We start from the raw sequence: 16,459 nt of genomic DNA, 5'->3' as shown, positions 1-16,459 counted from the left end.
GGCGAAACCGGAGGGGTAAGACCGACGGGATACGCTTGACGAGCCGAGGGGTTTATCCCCTCGGTATTCGGGCAGCGTGCAGGCGAAACCGGAGGGGTAAGACCGACGGGATACGCTTGACGAGCCGAGGGGTTTACCCCCTCGGTCTTCGGGCAGCGTGCAGGCGAAACCGGAGGGATACGCTTGACGAGCCGAGGGGTTTATCCCCTCGATCGTCTTTTGTGTACCTTCTCGAAATGCTCGAGGAAGATGTGATTGCTCTCCAGCGCCGGCCGCAGAGTCTTCAATTCCGCGAGCGTGACCCATCGTATCTCGGCCACCTCATCCGGTGACAGTCGTGGCTCCTGCCGCTCGTCGGAGAACGACGCCCGCCACCATTCCAGCATCAGCTTGCCGTCCGGACGCTGCCACCTGAAGATCACCCGCTCCGGCCGCACGTCCATCCCGATCTCCTCGCGAATCTCGCGAACGAGCGCCAACTCGGGCGTCTCGCCCGCCTCGATGCCCCCGCCTGGAAAACACCAGTACCCCGGCGCAATGACCCCCTCGCCGCGCCGAATCATCAACCACCGGCCGTCACGCTCGATGACCGCCACCACGCCGTGCCGAACACCATCCGCGGGATCATTCATAGCAGCCCATCATAGACGCTTGACCACCGCGCACAAAGCATCCGCGCACCCCCAAGGGTGCCCCACCTCGTCCGCGAGGTGGGGGAGCGACGATCGACCGGCAAAACCGAGAACACCCGCCCCAACTCGAGCTTCCCATCCGGGGCCTCTTCAACAAGGATTACCATGCTCGTTGTCGCCGAGAACGAAACGGATGCTGCGAGGGAAGGCGGCCCAGAACAGATTCCGGTCCGAGCGACAGTCGGGAGGGGTGCCTTTGACCGACAATCATCGCTCCCCCATCTGCAAGAAGCAGATGGGGCACCCGCTCGCCCTCGGCCACCACACTCACGCCTGCGTGATGTGTCCCACGTCGACCACATACATCTGGCGTGTCGGTTCGTGGCTGCCGTCGAAGCAGACCTGCGTCCCGTCGCGGTTCCAGCGCGGGTGCAGGTCGCAGCGGGACGCCCCCGACAGCGCGGGATTGGCCGGGTAAGCGCCGATTTCGATCAGCCGGTTGTCCGCGGGCCGATAGAGCATCAGGTGCTGCCGACGCTCTTTGTCGGGATAGGTGTCGACGAGCACCCATTTGCGGTCCGGCGAATAGGAGCAGTGGCCGTCCCGCGTCAGCACGCCGCCGGCGAAGACCTCGTGTCGACCTGTGCGGTCGTCGATCAGGTAAAAGTGATTCCCCTGTTCCTTGGTGCTCGTCCAGGCCAGGATCGTCTCGTCGTCGCGCCAATCGAAATGCGAGAACATGGTGCTCTGCGAGAGCAGCCGCACGTCGCTTCCGTCGGTGCGGGCGGTGTACATCCGGGTGCTGAACCGCATGGTCGACAACGGCCGCCAGCGGTGCAGGAACAGCAGCCGCGTGCCCGACGGGTTGAGCTTCAGGTGGTTGAACCAGTGGTGAGCACCTTCGAACTCAGGCAGCCGCTCGTTATGTGCCGCCCACTCCAACCCGAGGATCTGCTTGTTGCCGCCAGTGACGAGGTCCATCCAGTAGATGCCCGCGTCCTTGGGGGCCGCGTCATGCTCGGTCCGTTCAGGCAGCGCAACGTACCCGTACCCGGGCCGCAACCGGTTGACCCGCTCGAAATCGAGCGTCACCGCCTGACGGCCGTCCAGGCTGACGTCGTACACCGGCCGCGGAAGCGTGCGCGTCTTGCCGCTGTGCACGTCGTGGATGATCGAAACGTAGCGATTGCCGTCGAAGCTGTTGTAGATGACCTCGCGATCCGGGGCCGAACCCAGCCACCGCAGCATCGTGCCCTGCTGCCAGCCCCAGGCCTGCGTCACGTCGAGCGGAATGAACCGGTTCTCGCGCTGAAGGTCGACCATGCCGACGGTCAGCGACTCGCCCTTCTGCGGATCGCGGCCGATGAAGTCGATCTCCATCGCCAGCAGGTATCGACCGGTCGCGTCCCACGGGCTCTTGTCGTAGTAGCCGAAGAAATGATGCTTCGGCCCGCGGGTGACCGCCTTCGCCTCCGGAAATGCCGGCCTGCTCGTAGGTGCAGTCGCGGTTTCCGCTCTTGCCGGCCGAGCCGAGAGCCAACCCGCCATCCCACCGCCGGCCAGCGCCGAGCCCAACGATCGTTTGAGCAATTCGCGTCGCCTCATGGTTTCTCCTCGGTAAGGCGTGCTCAGCACGCCGTCCTCGTCTGCATGTGCCGCACCGAAAGCAGCTATCCCCCGCCCGCGCCCTGCTCACGATCAGATACTGAGGAAAAAGAACATCTACTTCTACAAAAAACAAAGGCCCTTCCCCTGCCGGCGTCGTTCTCATCAAACCACGGAACACGCGGCCTGCGCGGAACCAGTCCAGGACGACCTTTCGCATATTCAGCGTATCCACCTTCCGCCTCTTGTACCGCGAGTTCCTGCTACTTTCGGCGGGAACTCCTGCGTCCGTTGTGCACGGTCTCAACGGCAGTCACATGGAGCAGGGGGACGAAGGTGCGTTTGTCCGAATTGGGCTGAGCGATGAACACCTCCGACTTGAGCAAGGCCAGAAGGTCCGGGTTGTGGACCACGATAGACTGCCCGCTGGACGTGACCAGCCGAAAAGACTCAAAAGGCTCACGGCGGAGCATCTCGCGGATGGTATCCTGTACGCTCATACCAGCATTATAACCGCGCGGGCGGCGGGTCGAGCTGCTGACCGAGGGGTGAACAGCCCGCAAGAAGAGAGCTTTGCCGCTTGGCGAGAGATGAACAGCGGCGCCACAGCGGCGGCCCTCCTCTTTTCTTGCGGCGCAAAAAATACCAGGCCGGGCAACACACCCGGCCTGGTGCCGCGTAGACTCCACCGCCTACGTTAAACCCCTAAGTGTGGGCCGCCGTCAATCAGCGGCAGCCGCGATAGCCAAAGCTGAAGCCGAAACCTCGGCCATGGTAACAGTGACGGTGTCCACCCCAATACCCGAATGAGAAGCCAAACCCCGACGGTCGATAGCAGTAACCCGGATAGTAATAAACCGGAGCGGTGTACACGACCGGCGCGGGGGCTACATACACCGGGGCGGTGTAGACCACTGGTGCTGGGGCCACATAGACCGGCGCCGGTGCGTAGTAATAAACCTGAGCATCGGCCCGTTGAGCCGCCGTCCCGAGGGCCAGCGTCGCGAGCATTGCCGCAATCAGCAACATCGAATTCTTCCTGACTGGCATGGCAAACCTCCTTGGTCTACGGTTTCCTCAAGACCTCCGCCTTCACGGTCGTCTCCGAAACCTCTCGAACCGGTCAGTTGGTTAGACACTGTTGACCCCGAAAAAGTTTGGGGAAGCGCACTATTTTGTGAGGATTCTTGGGCAGGCGACCGAAATGAGGCACAACTACTTTTGGGACAAGACTTTACGGGCTTCTTGCCGCACCAGACGGAGAATCCGCACAAGTTCTAAGCGGTCCTGCTCGCTCAAACCCGTGAGCAAGCGCTGGATGCTACCCAGCTTGAATTGCCGGTACGCTTGGTGGGCTTGGCGGCCCGCCTCGGTCAGTTCCACGTCCACTTTCCGCTTGTCTTGCTGGTTAATCTGGCACCTGATCAGTGGCCCGTCGCTCTTACTCTCCAGCGCACGGATGACTCGGGACATCTGGGTGGGGAGTATGCCGATCTGTTTCTGAAGATCGCCCACGGTTTGCGGTTGCCGGTCGGCCAAGAGATCCAGTGTGAGGAACTCCGTCTCCGTCAACTCCGTCTGATCCTTTGTCTTTGACTTGTTCTGGGCCGCCCAGATGTCCTTCGACATCTCAAACATTTCTTGCGCAAATTCTTGTAGTTGCTGGGCTTGGTGAAAACTTGGCATGTTGTCTCTCAGGCGAATCCACCCGCGGATCTGCTTACGGCGGTCCTCGGCCCCATTAGAACCTTACGGCCAGACATCTGTGCGGCTTGCGCGCATGTTTCTGGATCGCAGAACGCTTGGGTTGCGGCCCGCAAAAAGGCGGTCCGCCTTAGAACAGTGGCCTCAAGACCGTCTGCGAACGCCGTTTCAAGATACAAATAATTGTACCTCGTGAATTGTCTCCTGACAAGGGGAAAATGCCACGGGCAGGCGGGACGAATCCGGCACCCGGCCTGATCGAGCAGAACAGAGCCCCGCCGGCGACCAAGCAACTAACCGCCTGCTCCATTCGAACCCGAAATGCTGTTAATCAACTCGACGTACGGCACAAACACGGCGAAGGCAACCGCAACAACGAGAACGATCTCCACCAGGACACCGACAAGCAGCACAACGTGGCGGCCACGGCCGGCAACCCTGGCCAAGGTCACTTGCCCTGCAAGCAGGAGACCAAGCCCCATCAGAACCGCAGCCCGGGCCTGCGACACCTGCAGCAAGATCCCCGTCACGGCGGGCAATGGTGTCCCGAAAGCAGCGTATACCGCAGCCATCTTCGGCAGCAGCACCAGAAGCACACCGCCCAACAGCACAAGTGCCGCGAAGTTGACGCCAAGCAGCGCGCCGAAAACAGCCCCACCCGCTCCTCGCCTGCCGGATGGTCCCTCGCTCACTGGCAACCTCCTGCGAAAGCGGACCGCCCCGCAGTCGACTGTTCATCACCATGCCCCGCGACTCATGGAGCAGGGGCCGATTCTACCGGCGCGATGCGAGAAAGCCCCTCGCGGACCCCCTCCCCGTTGCCCACCACCACGATGGTCAGCTTCCTCGGCTCGATGGTCCGCGCGGCCGCCTGGCGCAAGACCGCCGGATCGTTCACCCTGACGATCGCCGCCTGGTAGTCCTCATACCAGCCCTCCGGCAGGCCCCAGACTTTGAGGTCCCACCATCTGCTGGCTGTTTGCCACGGGGTCTCCAAGCCAACCTGAAACCCGCCGATTAACTGATCCCGCGCCAGGGCCAGCTCCTCGCGGCTGACGTCACCGGTGAGAAGCTTGTCCACCTCGGCAAGGGCCGCCTGGACCGCATCGGCAGTCTTTTCCGTTCGGGTGAACGTGCTGACGCGAAACGCCGCTGCGTTGCCCTCGACCTCGAAAGAGCCGCGGGCCCCGTAGGTCAGGCCCTTTTCAATGCGCAGCACGCGCCCGATGCGGGCGCTGAACGACTCGCCGAAAACCATGCTCAGCAGCCGCACGGCCGCGTAGTCCCCATCACGTCGTGATACCGGCACCACCTGTCCGATCCGGATCTCGCTCTGCGAGGCTGACGGGCGATCCACTAACAGCACCTTGAGATCGCCTCGCGGCGGCGGTGCCGGCGGGTCCCCGAAGGTCGCCCGACCACCCCACCCGCCGAAGCATTCCTCCGCCATTGCGGTCGCCTGCTCCGCCGTGACATCCCCGGCAAACACCAGCGTTGCGACGTTTGGGGCGTAACACTGCCGGTGAAACGCAGTAACCTGGTCCCGCGTGATCCCTTTCAATGACGTCGAGGTGCCGCCCTCCGGTCGAGCGAGCGGGTTGTCGCCGAATATCGCTTCATCAAGGGTCCGACCGGCGATCGTAGCGGGGTTCTCCTCCTCGATCCTCTCTCGGGCAACCGCCCGCTCGACGAAGTTCTTCACCTCGCGCTGGGGGAATGACGGCTCTCGTACGATCTCGGCAAGGGTCCGGCACGCCAGTTGGACATGCTCGGAGAGCGTCCACATCCGTATCCCGCTCTCATAATGATCGACCGACTCGCTCAGGGTCATGCCGTGGGAGTCAATGATTTCCGCAAGCTCGTCGCCGCTATGCCGGGCTGTCCCGCGACGGAGAGTGTTCGCCGTGACGTAGGCCAAGCCCGCCGCTTCCGGCGGATCACTTGCGGCCCCCACAAGCACGTTCAGTGCCACCGTCACCGCGGGCACCGAGTGATCCGAAAACACCGCCACACGCAAGCCGTTCTCAAGCTGCCTCATAACCGGTGACGCCAGTTTGACCGGCCGCGGCGAGTCGCCCTGAGGCATCTCCGGTGGCGGCGGCAGGTCCGGAATCGGCTTTTCCTCAGGCGCCTTGGTGTCTTCTTCGTCGTCCGCCGGCGGATTGGGGTCGGGGCGTATCACGACGGTCACGCGACCTTGCTCGCCGAACACTCGCCGAGCCACGGCCATGACCTGCTCGGCGCTCAGGGCCCGGGTCCGCTCCAGATCGGTGTTCACCCGCTCCGGGTCACCCAGGATCACCGCCGCATAGCCGAGCAGATCCGCCCGCCCCTGCACCGTCTCGCCCCGCTGTACGTACTCCGCCAGTGTCTGATTGCGGGCTTTTTCCAGCTCGGCCGGTTCAATACCCTGCTCAAGCAGACGCCGGATCTCTTCCAGCAGAGCCTGTTCGCCCTCCTCGATCGAGACCTCCGGCTTCAGTATCGCCGATAGAGCAAACAAGCCCGCCTGCTCTAGCGTGTACGCCGATCCAAACACGCTCACGGCGATCTGCCTCTCCTGGACGAGCTGCCGGAACAGGCGGCTGCTCTGACCGGAGGAGAGGATTTTCGACAGAACCTCAAGGGCCAAGCTGTCCGGGTCGCGGGCGCCCGGCGTATGATAAGCAATGACGACGCGCGGCGACGGTGCCCGATCCGCGATTTCCACCCGACGCGGTTCGGTGACCGGAGGCTCGACGACGCCGACCCGCACCGGGTCCGGCCGCCTTGAGATGGTTCCGAAGAACCGGGTCGCCTTGGCCATGACGTCGTCATGCTGAACGTCGCCGACCACGACCAGGGTCGCATTGTTAGGTACGTAGAACTTCTCGAAGAACGCCTGGAGCTCCTCCGCCGTCGCGGCGTTGAGATGCGGGATGTTGCCGATCGGCGTCCAGCGGTAGGGATGCACCTTGAAAGCCGCGTCGAACAGCGTCTCATACAATCGGCCATACGGCCGGTTGAGGTAACGCATCCGCCGCTCTTCCTTCACGACGTTTCGCTCGGCCGCGAAGTATTCTTCGTTGATCTTCAGCCGGCCCATGCGCTCGGCCTCCAGCCAGAGGGCAAGATCCAACTGCGACGCCGGCAGGACCTCCCAGTACACCGTCTCGTCGAAGCTGGTGTATCCGTTCACGCGGGCCCCGAAGCGATTTAGATACCGAAAATGGTCCTGCGGGCCGATGCGGTCCGTGCCCCGGAACATCATGTGCTCGAACATGTGGGCGAACCCCTGCCGCTGCGGGTCTTCATCCTTGCTGCCCACGTGAAACCAAACCTGGACGCAAACCAGCGGCGAACGATGGTCCTCGAGCGTCAGGACGCGCAAACCATTATCTAACCGGCCTTCTCGGTAGGCCCAGCGGCCCGGTGATGCTCCCATTGTCAGACTTCCTGCCAAGAGAAGAAACGTTGCCGTCGTACAAGGGATTCGGTTGTTGCTCATGTCGGGACTTTCCGGATCACGGCGTGTTCGCGTTGCGCCCCGCAATAGGGCCCCGTGTCCTAGATATCCAGGTTCTTCACGTGTGCGGCGTTTGCTTCGATGTACTGGCGTCGGAGCTCGACGTTGTCCCCCATCAGGATTGAAAACATGCGGTCGGCCTCACGGGCGTCCAGGGCCAACTGCTCCGGGTCGTCCGGCTCGTCGGAGATCACCACCTTGAGCATGCTTCGCCGCTCCGGGTCCATCGTCGTTTCCCAGAGTTCCTCACCGTTCATTTCGCCAAGACCCTTGAACCGTTTCACCTCCACTCCCGTGCTACCCACTTGGCGGATGGCTTCAACAAGGTGTCGCAGCCCGTCTACCTCCCGGACAACCTGGCCGCCGTGCTTGAGCACGAATCTCGCGGGATCCACCGTGCCGTCGACGTGCTCCACCCGCTCGGCGTAGTAATCATCCATGCTCAGGCCGAATGCCCCGAGCTTGCGCATCGCCTCCTCGAGAACCGCACACTCGCTCAGATCGGAGCGAATAATCCGGTGAGCCATGTTGCCGTTGTTCTTCGGCGGAATCATACCCGCGCCGGCCTCCACCACCTCAACCTCGCCGAGCCGCTGTCGCTCCTGTTCACAGAATGCCTGGAACTCCTCGTCGCTGTAACCGAAGTAAGTGGCGGGCTCCGGATCGCCCGGCCTGTAGACCACCGCTCGATAGGCCGGCAAGCGCCCCTGTTCATCGACGTGTCGCGTAAGCAACTCTCGCTGATCGATTCCCCGGCGCTCGAGGATGCGCCGTTGCGCATCGATTCGCTCAAGCAGCGTATAGAGCTCCGCCAGCTCCGGCCCGGCGATCTCCCGCTCCGTGCCGTCGGCGGCCCGCACCACCAGCGTTGTGTCCTCAGTCCCCCATTCCTTAAGCTTTCGGCTGAGCACGGCATCGTTCAGGACGTACTCGCTCTTCTTGCCCTTCTTCAGCAGGAACAACGGCGGTTGGGCGACGTAGACGTATCCACCTTCGATCAGCGGCCGCATGTGGCGAAACAGGAAGGTCAACAGCAGAGTACGAATATGGCTCCCGTCGACGTCGGCATCGCACATCAGGACAACCTTGCCGTATCGCCGTTTGCTGATATCGAACTCGTCTTCCCCGATGCCGCAACCCAGGGCGAGGATCAGCGTCTTGATCTCCTCGTGACTGAGCATCTTGTCAATTCGGGCTTTCTCCACGTTGAGTATTTTGCCTTTCAGCGGTAAAATCGCCTGGAACTCGCTGTCACGGCCGGTCTTGGCGCTGCCTCCGGCACTTTGGCCCTCAACGATGAACAACTCGGCCGTATCAGCGTCCTTCACCCGGCAGTCCCAGAGCTTGCTCGGCAGCCCGCCGCTGGAGAGGGCGCTCTTGCGAGTCAGCTCCCGGGCTTTCCGAGCCGCCTCCCGGGCTTGAGCAGCCTGGATGCCCTTCAGCACAATCCGCCTTGCGTCGGCAGGGTTCTCCTCCAGGAACGTCGAGAGTTGCGAGTTGACCACCTGGGTCACAAAGGTCTCGACCTCCGGATTCATCAGCCGGACCTTCGTCTGGGCCTCAAACTGCGGTTCGGGCACCTTCACCGCCACGATCGCGGTTAACCCTTCCCGAAAGTCCTCTCCGGTCGTTACGAGGTCGCCTTTCACGAGGTTCTCTTTTTTTGCGTAATAGTTCAAAGTTCGCGTCAGCGCCGCACGGAAGCCCGACAGGTGCGTTCCGCCGTCGATGTTGCGGATGTTATTCGCGAAACACGAGACGTTCTCGTTGTAGCCGTCGTTCCACTGCATGGCGATCTCGACGACGAGGCGCTGCTCTTGGTCCTGGGCGCGCATCAGGATGATGTCTTTGTGGATCGGCTCCTTTCCTTCGTTGAGGTGCGCCACAAACTCGCGCAGACCATCAGCAAAATGATACACTTCCGATTTCCCGGTCCGCTCGTCGGTAAGGGTGATCCTCACTCCCTCGTTAAGGTACGCGAGTTCTCGCAGTCGCGATCGAAGTGTTTCATAACGGAAATCGTGGTCAGGAAAGATCTGTGCATCAGGCTTGAACTTCACGACCGTGCCGGTGTCGACCGCATGGCCGATGATCTTGAGGGGCGACGTCGTTACTCCTCGCTCAAACCCCATCTCATAGACGTTCCCACCTTGCCGCACCTGGACGCGAAGCCACTCAGACAGCGCATTGACCACACTGATGCCTACGCCGTGGAGCCCTCCCGAGACCTTGTAGCTTCGCCGGTCGAACTTCCCGCCGGCATGGAGTACGGTCATGCACACCTCGACTGCGGGCTTGCCGTTGATCTTCGGGTCGGGGTGGGTCATCGGGCCGACCGGGATGCCGCGCCCGTTGTCGCGCACCGCGCAACTGCCGTCCGCTCCCAGCGTCACGGCGATCTCTGTGCAGTAGCCGGCCATCGCTTCGTCAATCGCGTTGTCTACTGCCTCATAGATCAGATGGTGCAAGCCCGTGATGCCCGTGTCGCCGATGTACATCGCCGGGCGCTTGCGCACCGCCTCAAGTCCCTCCATCACACGGATGCTTGACTCGTCGTATCTGCTCTCCGTCGGCGTTGCCGATTGCTCAGCCGGCTCCCCCGTTGGAACTCCCTGTGCCTCACTGGCGGCCTCGGTCATGGTTTCCGTCTATCCTATTCTTGCGAGTCGCTCTGACTACTGCGCCCTGCCAAACTGAACCGGACCGCACGAATGCCCGCCTCCGGTAAGCGGCTCTGGACTGCCTCTAACAAGCGCCTCTGCCAGCGCATGCGGAGATCGCAGAGTGTCACCGGATCGGCTGTCTCGATCCGCAGAATTCCCTGATAGAGTCCCAGGCCGGTAACCTGCGCCGCCAAGTCGATTCCACCCTCTTCGTCCAAGATAGCCAGCAACTTCTGCTGAAGTGCCGTCAGGCCGGACCTCTTCTCGACCATTGCCCGGACCAGCTTACCGATCTGGGTTACCGCCCCTCGTCGTGCTGCTTCCCGCTCCTCCCGCTGGCGCGTCCGCTCAGTCTCTACCGGCGGCCGCGCGCGCGCCCCGGTTTCCCCGTGATTGTACTGAACCCATCTCAACTGCTCGTCGTTCACGCTCGCTCCCCTGGCCCATCCCCAGCTACAAGCTGACGGGCATAATCACGTAGAGGAACTCGGCCCCTGCCCTCAAGATGCCCGGCCGATTTCCCTCCTTCAGCTCCATCTGTACTGTCGGCGAGGAGACCACGCGAAGTGCCTCCGCTAGATAGGCAGGATTGAAGCCAATCTGAAGCGGTTGACCCTGATAGTCGGTGCGCATCGACACGGTTGCTTCCCCTTGTTCCGGGGTCCGGCTTGACAGTACCAGCATCCCCGCGTCAAACGCCAAACGAATACCTTTCGACTCATCACTGGCCAAGAGAGCTGCCCGGCGGACCGCGCTGTGAAAGTCTGGCGTTGATAACGTAATCTTCTTGTCGCTGTCCTTCGGAATGACGTCTTCGTACTTTGGAAACTGCCCTTCCACCAGTGGCGAGCTGACCACAAACAATCCCGCTCGGACCACCACCTGATTACTCGAGAAGCGGACCCCAACCGGCGTGTCCTCCGGGACATGCGGCAGCACCCGCTGCAGGACCTGCATCGTCTTGGCAGGCACAATCATACGCTGGTCACCACCGGTGCTCCGCGCCACCGGCCCGTTTGCCTCTGCCAACCGACGACCATCCGTCGCCACGAGCGAGAGCCGTTTCCCCTTTGTCTCCCACAAGACACCGCTGATGGCGTACCGCGTGTTCTCCTTAGCAACCGCGAAGAGCGTTCGCTCAATCAGCGACGTCAACACCGAGCCCTCGACTTCAACATCAGGCGTACCCTCAAGATCAGGCACCGGCGGGAAATCCTTCGGATCCTGCCCGTAGATTTCAAAGTGACTGTCCGCACCGCGAATGCGACACACCAACTCCTCGCTCTCGATGTTCAACGTCTCGTCCGGACATTCGCGTGCAATCTGCATCAGCTTATCGGCCGGTACCAGCGCAGCCCCAGGTACCTTGACTTCAACCTGCCGCACCTCGCCGCGCAAGGCCACTTCCAGATCCGTCGCGCCTACCAGCAGCGAGCCGTCGACAGTCGTCAGTCTGACACACTTCAGCAATTCCCGCGGCGTGCGGCTTGCTGCAACCGGGGCAGCCATGTTTAACACTTCGACCAACGCGTTGCGGTTGACGGTCACTTGCATGGTCAACTCGCTCCTTCCGTACTAGGTTGATGGAGTCACAACTAACTGCTGACTAATAACTATTGTCTATCTAATCAGATCATCTTCGTGTGTCCTGTGAATTGCGCGTCCATCGCGAACGCCGGTCCGCGATGTGGAGCCTCCACAAGGGCTTACCGCTCCGGCCTGGGGTCTGCTGGTCGTGGATAAGCTGTCAGCGCAGCCTGTCCAAGTGCCAGGCCATGCCGGGGGCCTTGGCTCCCCAGACGCCGGGCAGGAGCAAGCCGTCGATAGGATACTGGAAACGGCACAGTTTATCCACAGGACTGGCGGCGGGATCACGATCCTGCTGATACCGGCGGTGACTAGAATCATCCGGCCAGGCGGGCTGGGGGCTTGCGTTATCGAGTGATGACGCGCTGGGGTTGTAGCTGGCAAAAAGCTGACTCGCCTACGGTTCGGCGACTCAGGAGGCGTGAATCGTGGTAGGATGGCTCGGTAGGGCATGGCCGCGCCGGCGCAGGTTAGGCTTTTTGCTTGCTTAGCAGGGCCGTTATCTGGCGGATGTTTGCTTCCAGCTCCTGATCAACGCTGCGCTGCTCGCTTATTGTCCGAATTGCGTGCAGGACGGTAGTATGGTCGCGCCCGCCAAAATGGCCGCCAATTTCTTCCAGGCTCAGAGGAGTCAGTTCGCGAGCCAAGTACATGCATATCTGTCGTGGAAAGGCTAGCGAACGATGGCGGCGCTTGCCCTGCAGGTCGCTGAGGCGGACGTTGTACCGTTCCGTTACCATCTGGAGGATGTCAGAGATCGTAATTCGTCGATTGCCGGCAGCCGGGCTCTGTGCCAGGGCCTCACGGGCTACTCCTAGGTCTACCGTCCCGCCATACTGCTGAGCCACGGCCAAGACGCGCGTCAGGGCCCCCTCTAGTTCACGAATACTTGAATCAACCGAGGCGGCAATGAAGTGAACAACATCTTCGGGGACATCGGCACAGCGAAGCTTCGCTTTGTGAGAGACGATAGCCATTCGAGTCTCCAGGCAGGGAGCCTCAAGTCGGGTTACCAGACCGGAGTTGAAGCGGCTCACGAGTCGATCTTCCAGGCTCGGAATGTCCCGCGGTGATTCGTCGGCGGATAAGATGATCTGCTTCTGCAACTGAAAGAGGGTGTTAAATGTGTGGAAGAACTCCTCTCGGCTTCGCTCTCGGGCAGCAAGGAATTGGACGTCGTCGATCACGAGAGCGTCAACGTGGCGGTAGCGATACCGGAACTGGTGCAGGGCACCCCGCTCGATCGCCTCGACGAAGTGGTTGGTAAATGTCTCGCAGGACAGGTAGAGAATCTTACTCTCCGGCTGCTGCGACCGGATGTGGTGGCAGACGGCCTGCAGCAGGTGGGTCTTGCCCAAGCCGACAGCGCCATGAAGAAACAGGGGGTTGTAAACACTGCCCGGGTTCTCCGCCACGGCAACACAGGCGGCGTGGGCCAAGCGGTTGCAGGGGCCGGTTACGAAGTTGTCGAACGTGTAGTTGCCGTTGAGGACAATGCTCTCGGTCTCGCGTTCGAAAGCCAGTGGCTCGATCCTCGGAGCCGGTGTCGGGGGTGACACGAAGTGTACCGTTACCAAGCGGCCGGTGATTGATTGGGCGGCGGAGTTGAAGGCCTGCTGACAGTCATGCGTGAGATAGTGGTGCTGCTCTGGCGTTGTGGTGTTCACCCGGATCACGCCGTGCCGCATGTCGAGCGGTTGCAGAGCGGCAAACCACGGGCGGGCCAACTCCGGGTTGGAGGCCTTCACAGAGGCAAGAATATCGTTCCAGGCACGTTCGCTGATGCTGGTCATCGGCGGTGAGATACTTGCGATGGTGTCGCCGGATCGGCTGCTGCGCCGCGCGCGACCCAGGATACGTTAGTTGTTACGTCACAAATACTTACGGGACGCAATCACATCGCCCAACGAGGCAGAGATTATACCGAGCCAAAGCCAAAAAACCAGCCACAAAATGTAGGGTCCACAGCCAGTCAGAGCGCCATATGCAGCCACTCGCGAGGCCCGGACCGAACCGTTATGATTCTCACCATCATGGCCAAGCAGAAAAGCGAGACCGATGAGACACAAAAGAACAAGAAGTCGCAAGCCGCGTTTACGGCGGCCCTCAGGGTTCTTGCCGGCGGGGTGAACTCACCAGTCAGAGCCTTTGGGGCGATCGGCGGTGTCCCCCGGTTCATTGCCAAGGCGAAGGGAGCGACACTGACGGATCTCGATGGCAACGACTACATAGATTACGTTTGCTCCTGGGGGCCCCTGATCCTCGGGCACACGGACGAGCGCGTCGCTGCCGCCGCCAGCAAGGCTTTGGACAAGGGCTGGTCATACGGCGCCCCCACGGAAGCCGAGACGCGCTTGGCTGAGCGAATCGTTGAGGATTTTCCGTCCATCGAACGGATACGTTTCGTCAATTCCGGTACCGAAGCCGTGATGAGTGCGGTGCGGTTGGCGCGAGGCTTCACGGGCCGCGACCTTGTGGTCAAATGCGAAGGCTGCTACCACGGGCATGTGGACTACCTCTTGGTCAAGGCGGGTTCGGGATTGGCGACATTTGGCACCCCATCCTCGGCGGGGGTGCCGACGGCAATGACGGCGAACACGCTTGTGGTGCCATACAACGACCTTGGGGCTGCCCGTGAGGTGTTTGAGCGACACGGGTCGCGTATCGCCGCTTTTCTGGTCGAGCCGGTGGCGGGAAACATGGGTTGCGTGCCGCCAGTGGACGGATACTTGGCGGGCCTTCGGCAACTGTGCGACGAGGCGGGAGCCCTCCTGATTTTCGATGAGATCGTCACCGGCTACCGCGTGTCCGTAGGCGGAGCCCAGGAGGCTTTCGGGGTTCGGCCGGATCTGACCTGCCTCGGCAAGATCATCGGCGGCGGGATGCCCGTAGGAGCGTATGGTGGCCGTGCGGACGTCATGGAGAAGCTGAGCCCTGTGGGGCCGGTGTACCAAGCCGGTACGCTTTCGGGGAACCCATTGGCCATGGCCGCAGGACTAGCCACCCTCGAGGCGCTTCACGAGCCCGGAACATATGAAAGGCTGGATACCTTGGCCACTCGCTTGGAGGACGGTTTGAAAGCTGCTGCGGCCACGGCCGGCGTTCCGGCTTTCGTCACACGCGTGGCCAGCATGTGTACGTTGTTCTTCCAGGTCGGACCGGTCACAGACTATGCCAGCGCCGCCCGTAGTGATACGCGGGCCTATGCCCAGTTTGTGCATGCCATGCTGGAACGCGGCGTTTACCTGCCGCCCTCGCAGTTCGAGACGTTCTTTGTCTCTGCGGCCCATACAGAGGAGCAGATTGACCAGACGCTGGCTGCGGCCGCCGAGGCATTTCAGGTGCTCAAACCAGAGTGACGCCTTTCCGCCCGCGCGGATGCCCGCCTTGGCCTGTGACCCGAGGCTCAACTGCTCTCGCGAGATCCCCGTCAAGCCGGAACCGCAGCTTGGTCGCGCTTCTCGCGGAAGCCGATCAGGAACGCGACGCAGCAGACCGCGCACAGGATCGCCGGCACCAGGAAGATCTTGCTCCACTGGTTGTCGCAGGCGGTCGAGATCGGCCCGGCCAGCAGCGAACCGATGAGCATGCCACACCCGATCGTCACCGAGGCCAGAAAGCCTTGGGCGCTGGATTTGATATCCTTGGGAGCGATCGCATCAGCGAACATGAAGATCGTCGTGAAGAAGAACGCGTAACCCACGCCGTGTAGGCCGACTGCTCCCACCACCAGAGAGGTTGGTTGGCCGACCGCAAAGACCAGATCTCGCAGACACCACGCGGCGATACCGATCGCCATGGTTGCGCGGAAGCCCCACTTCAGCAGAGCCAGCGGCAAGAGCACCATCATCACCATCTCGCACACCTGCCCTGCCGTCAGTACGGTACTCACCCAGCCCTCGGGAATCCCGACCCCCGATTTCAGAAAACTCTGTGCCCAGATGAAATAGAGTTGGAGTTCGATGGCCACGAAGAACGAGACCACAGCCATGACCGCAAACGCGGGGTTCCTCAGCATCTTCACGGCGTCGAGGAAAGCCAGCGGGTTGCCCGCCTGCTTGGAGGGAGGCGTGTGGGGAAGGAAAAGAGCGTACCCCGCGTAGGCGATAGACAGGATTGCAGCGCCGTAAAGGCAATCGCCCATCGCGGGCGTCCGGAAGGCATGGCCGAGCTTGGCCATCCAAACGGTGAAGATCCAGCCGATGACGATCCAGCCGATCGAGCCGGCGACGCGGATTTTGCTGAATTGCTGGTTCGGCCAGTGCTGGAAGGTGATAGAGTTGGTCAAGGCGATAGTTGGGGCATATAGAAGATTATATACCAGCATGCCGATGAAGACTCCGGCGAAGGTCGTGAGCTGACTGACGACCAGCAGGACAACTCCACCCAGTAGCTGGCTGAAGGCTAGAAACCGCTCCGCCGAGAAATAGCGATCCGCGATCTGGCCGCCAATAAACGGGGCGATGATGGAGGCGATTGGCATGGTCATATAGATCAGGCCAATGCGTCCGAAGTCCGCCGCTCCCTCAGGGGTCTGGAAGCCGGGCAAAGCCCCCAGGTGCAACCCGAGAATCGGGGCCCAGATTCCCCAGATCGCGTACTGGAGGAACATCATCGCGGAAAGGCGGACGCCCATACCCAGACCCGGTGGGGTCTTGGTCGAAACCGCTGCGTAATCAACGGGCTTGGTCTGGCTCATGCGTGAGCCTCCTGAAGAATGAACCACAAGGATGCCGGCTCGCCGACGACGAATTCGACAAGCA

Annotated in this window: 13 protein-coding genes; 1 reads left to right on the top strand and 12 read right to left on the bottom strand. The window is 61.7% G+C overall.

Going from position 1 to position 16,459, the window contains the following annotated elements; translation table 11 throughout:
- Nucleotides 1-200: 200 nt before the first annotated feature.
- The 11 genes from PLL20_02765 to dnaA form a co-directional block, all read right to left on the bottom strand.
- The gene (locus PLL20_02765; GenBank protein HPD28890.1) at nucleotides 201-632 is read right to left on the bottom strand and encodes an NUDIX domain-containing protein; all 432 of its coding nucleotides are present in this window, start codon (nucleotides 630-632) and stop codon (nucleotides 201-203) included.
- 327 nt (nucleotides 633-959) lie between these two features.
- A complete protein-coding gene (locus PLL20_02760) occupies nucleotides 960-2,237 on the bottom strand; it encodes a hypothetical protein (GenBank protein ID HPD28889.1) in 1,278 nt (425 codons plus the stop codon).
- Between the two features lie 263 nt (nucleotides 2,238-2,500).
- On the bottom strand, nucleotides 2,501-2,737 hold the full coding sequence (locus tag PLL20_02755) for a hypothetical protein (protein ID HPD28888.1): 237 nt from the start codon (nucleotides 2,735-2,737) through the stop codon (nucleotides 2,501-2,503).
- A 226-nt stretch (nucleotides 2,738-2,963) separates the two neighbouring features.
- Nucleotides 2,964-3,287: a hypothetical protein gene (locus tag PLL20_02750; protein ID HPD28887.1), complete on the bottom strand. Its 324-nt coding sequence runs from the start codon at nucleotides 3,285-3,287 to the stop codon at nucleotides 2,964-2,966.
- 165 nt (nucleotides 3,288-3,452) lie between these two features.
- Nucleotides 3,453-3,866 (bottom strand): MarR family transcriptional regulator, encoded by a 414-nt coding sequence (locus PLL20_02745; protein HPD28886.1) that lies wholly within the window; start codon nucleotides 3,864-3,866, stop codon nucleotides 3,453-3,455.
- A gap of 368 nt (nucleotides 3,867-4,234) precedes the next feature.
- On the bottom strand, nucleotides 4,235-4,633 hold the full coding sequence (locus PLL20_02740; protein ID HPD28885.1) for a hypothetical protein: 399 nt from the start codon (nucleotides 4,631-4,633) through the stop codon (nucleotides 4,235-4,237).
- Nucleotides 4,634-4,695: 62 nt separating this feature from the next.
- The gene (locus tag PLL20_02735; protein ID HPD28884.1) at nucleotides 4,696-7,365 is read right to left on the bottom strand and encodes a pitrilysin family protein; all 2,670 of its coding nucleotides are present in this window, start codon (nucleotides 7,363-7,365) and stop codon (nucleotides 4,696-4,698) included.
- A 122-nt stretch (nucleotides 7,366-7,487) separates the two neighbouring features.
- The gene (gene gyrB, locus PLL20_02730; protein ID HPD28883.1) at nucleotides 7,488-10,085 is read right to left on the bottom strand and encodes a DNA topoisomerase (ATP-hydrolyzing) subunit B; all 2,598 of its coding nucleotides are present in this window, start codon (nucleotides 10,083-10,085) and stop codon (nucleotides 7,488-7,490) included.
- Nucleotides 10,086-10,099: 14 nt separating this feature from the next.
- Nucleotides 10,100-10,537 carry a hypothetical protein gene (locus tag PLL20_02725; GenBank protein ID HPD28882.1) on the bottom strand — a complete coding sequence of 146 codons (438 nt, stop codon included), beginning with the start codon at nucleotides 10,535-10,537 and terminating at the stop codon, nucleotides 10,100-10,102.
- 25 nt (nucleotides 10,538-10,562) lie between these two features.
- A complete protein-coding gene (gene dnaN / locus PLL20_02720; protein HPD28881.1) occupies nucleotides 10,563-11,663 on the bottom strand; it encodes a DNA polymerase III subunit beta in 1,101 nt (366 codons plus the stop codon).
- A 503-nt stretch (nucleotides 11,664-12,166) separates the two neighbouring features.
- Nucleotides 12,167-13,489 carry a chromosomal replication initiator protein DnaA gene (gene dnaA, locus PLL20_02715; protein HPD28880.1) on the bottom strand — a complete coding sequence of 441 codons (1,323 nt, stop codon included), beginning with the start codon at nucleotides 13,487-13,489 and terminating at the stop codon, nucleotides 12,167-12,169.
- A gap of 240 nt (nucleotides 13,490-13,729) precedes the next feature.
- Here dnaA and hemL point away from each other — a divergent pair, with 240 nt between their 5' ends.
- Nucleotides 13,730-15,055 carry a glutamate-1-semialdehyde 2,1-aminomutase gene (hemL, locus tag PLL20_02710; GenBank protein HPD28879.1) on the top strand — a complete coding sequence of 442 codons (1,326 nt, stop codon included), beginning with the start codon at nucleotides 13,730-13,732 and terminating at the stop codon, nucleotides 15,053-15,055.
- Nucleotides 15,056-15,126: 71 nt separating this feature from the next.
- Here the strand turns inward: hemL and PLL20_02705 are convergent, their stop codons facing one another.
- Complete coding sequence (locus tag PLL20_02705; GenBank protein HPD28878.1) at nucleotides 15,127-16,395, bottom strand: MFS transporter; 1,269 nt, start codon at nucleotides 16,393-16,395, stop codon at nucleotides 15,127-15,129.
- Nucleotides 16,396-16,459 lie beyond the last annotated feature (64 nt).

The organism is Phycisphaerae bacterium, from assembly GCA_035384605.1.
GTDB lineage: Bacteria > Planctomycetota > Phycisphaerae > UBA1845 > PWPN01 > JAUCQB01.
This window is presented reverse-complemented; position numbering and strand designations above follow the sequence as displayed.

What these genes read in the sequence shown, in the direction of transcription:
- PLL20_02750 (HPD28887.1), bottom strand. Translation starts at nt 3,287, where the DNA reads ATGCCAGTCAGGAAGAATTCGATGTTGCTGATTGCGGCAATGCTCGCG.
- hemL (HPD28879.1), top strand. Translation starts at nt 13,730, where the DNA reads ATGGCCAAGCAGAAAAGCGAGACCGATGAGACACAAAAGAACAAGAAG.
- PLL20_02755 (HPD28888.1), bottom strand. Translation starts at nt 2,737, where the DNA reads ATGAGCGTACAGGATACCATCCGCGAGATGCTCCGCCGTGAGCCTTTT.
- dnaN (HPD28881.1), bottom strand. Translation starts at nt 11,663, where the DNA reads ATGCAAGTGACCGTCAACCGCAACGCGTTGGTCGAAGTGTTAAACATG.
- PLL20_02760 (HPD28889.1), bottom strand. Translation starts at nt 2,237, where the DNA reads ATGAGGCGACGCGAATTGCTCAAACGATCGTTGGGCTCGGCGCTGGCC.
- gyrB (HPD28883.1), bottom strand. Translation starts at nt 10,085, where the DNA reads ATGACCGAGGCCGCCAGTGAGGCACAGGGAGTTCCAACGGGGGAGCCG.
- dnaA (HPD28880.1), bottom strand. Translation starts at nt 13,489, where the DNA reads ATGACCAGCATCAGCGAACGTGCCTGGAACGATATTCTTGCCTCTGTG.
- PLL20_02705 (HPD28878.1), bottom strand. Translation starts at nt 16,395, where the DNA reads ATGAGCCAGACCAAGCCCGTTGATTACGCAGCGGTTTCGACCAAGACC.
- PLL20_02745 (HPD28886.1), bottom strand. Translation starts at nt 3,866, where the DNA reads ATGTCGAAGGACATCTGGGCGGCCCAGAACAAGTCAAAGACAAAGGAT.
- PLL20_02735 (HPD28884.1), bottom strand. Translation starts at nt 7,365, where the DNA reads ATGGGAGCATCACCGGGCCGCTGGGCCTACCGAGAAGGCCGGTTAGAT.
- PLL20_02765 (HPD28890.1), bottom strand. Translation starts at nt 632, where the DNA reads ATGAATGATCCCGCGGATGGTGTTCGGCACGGCGTGGTGGCGGTCATC.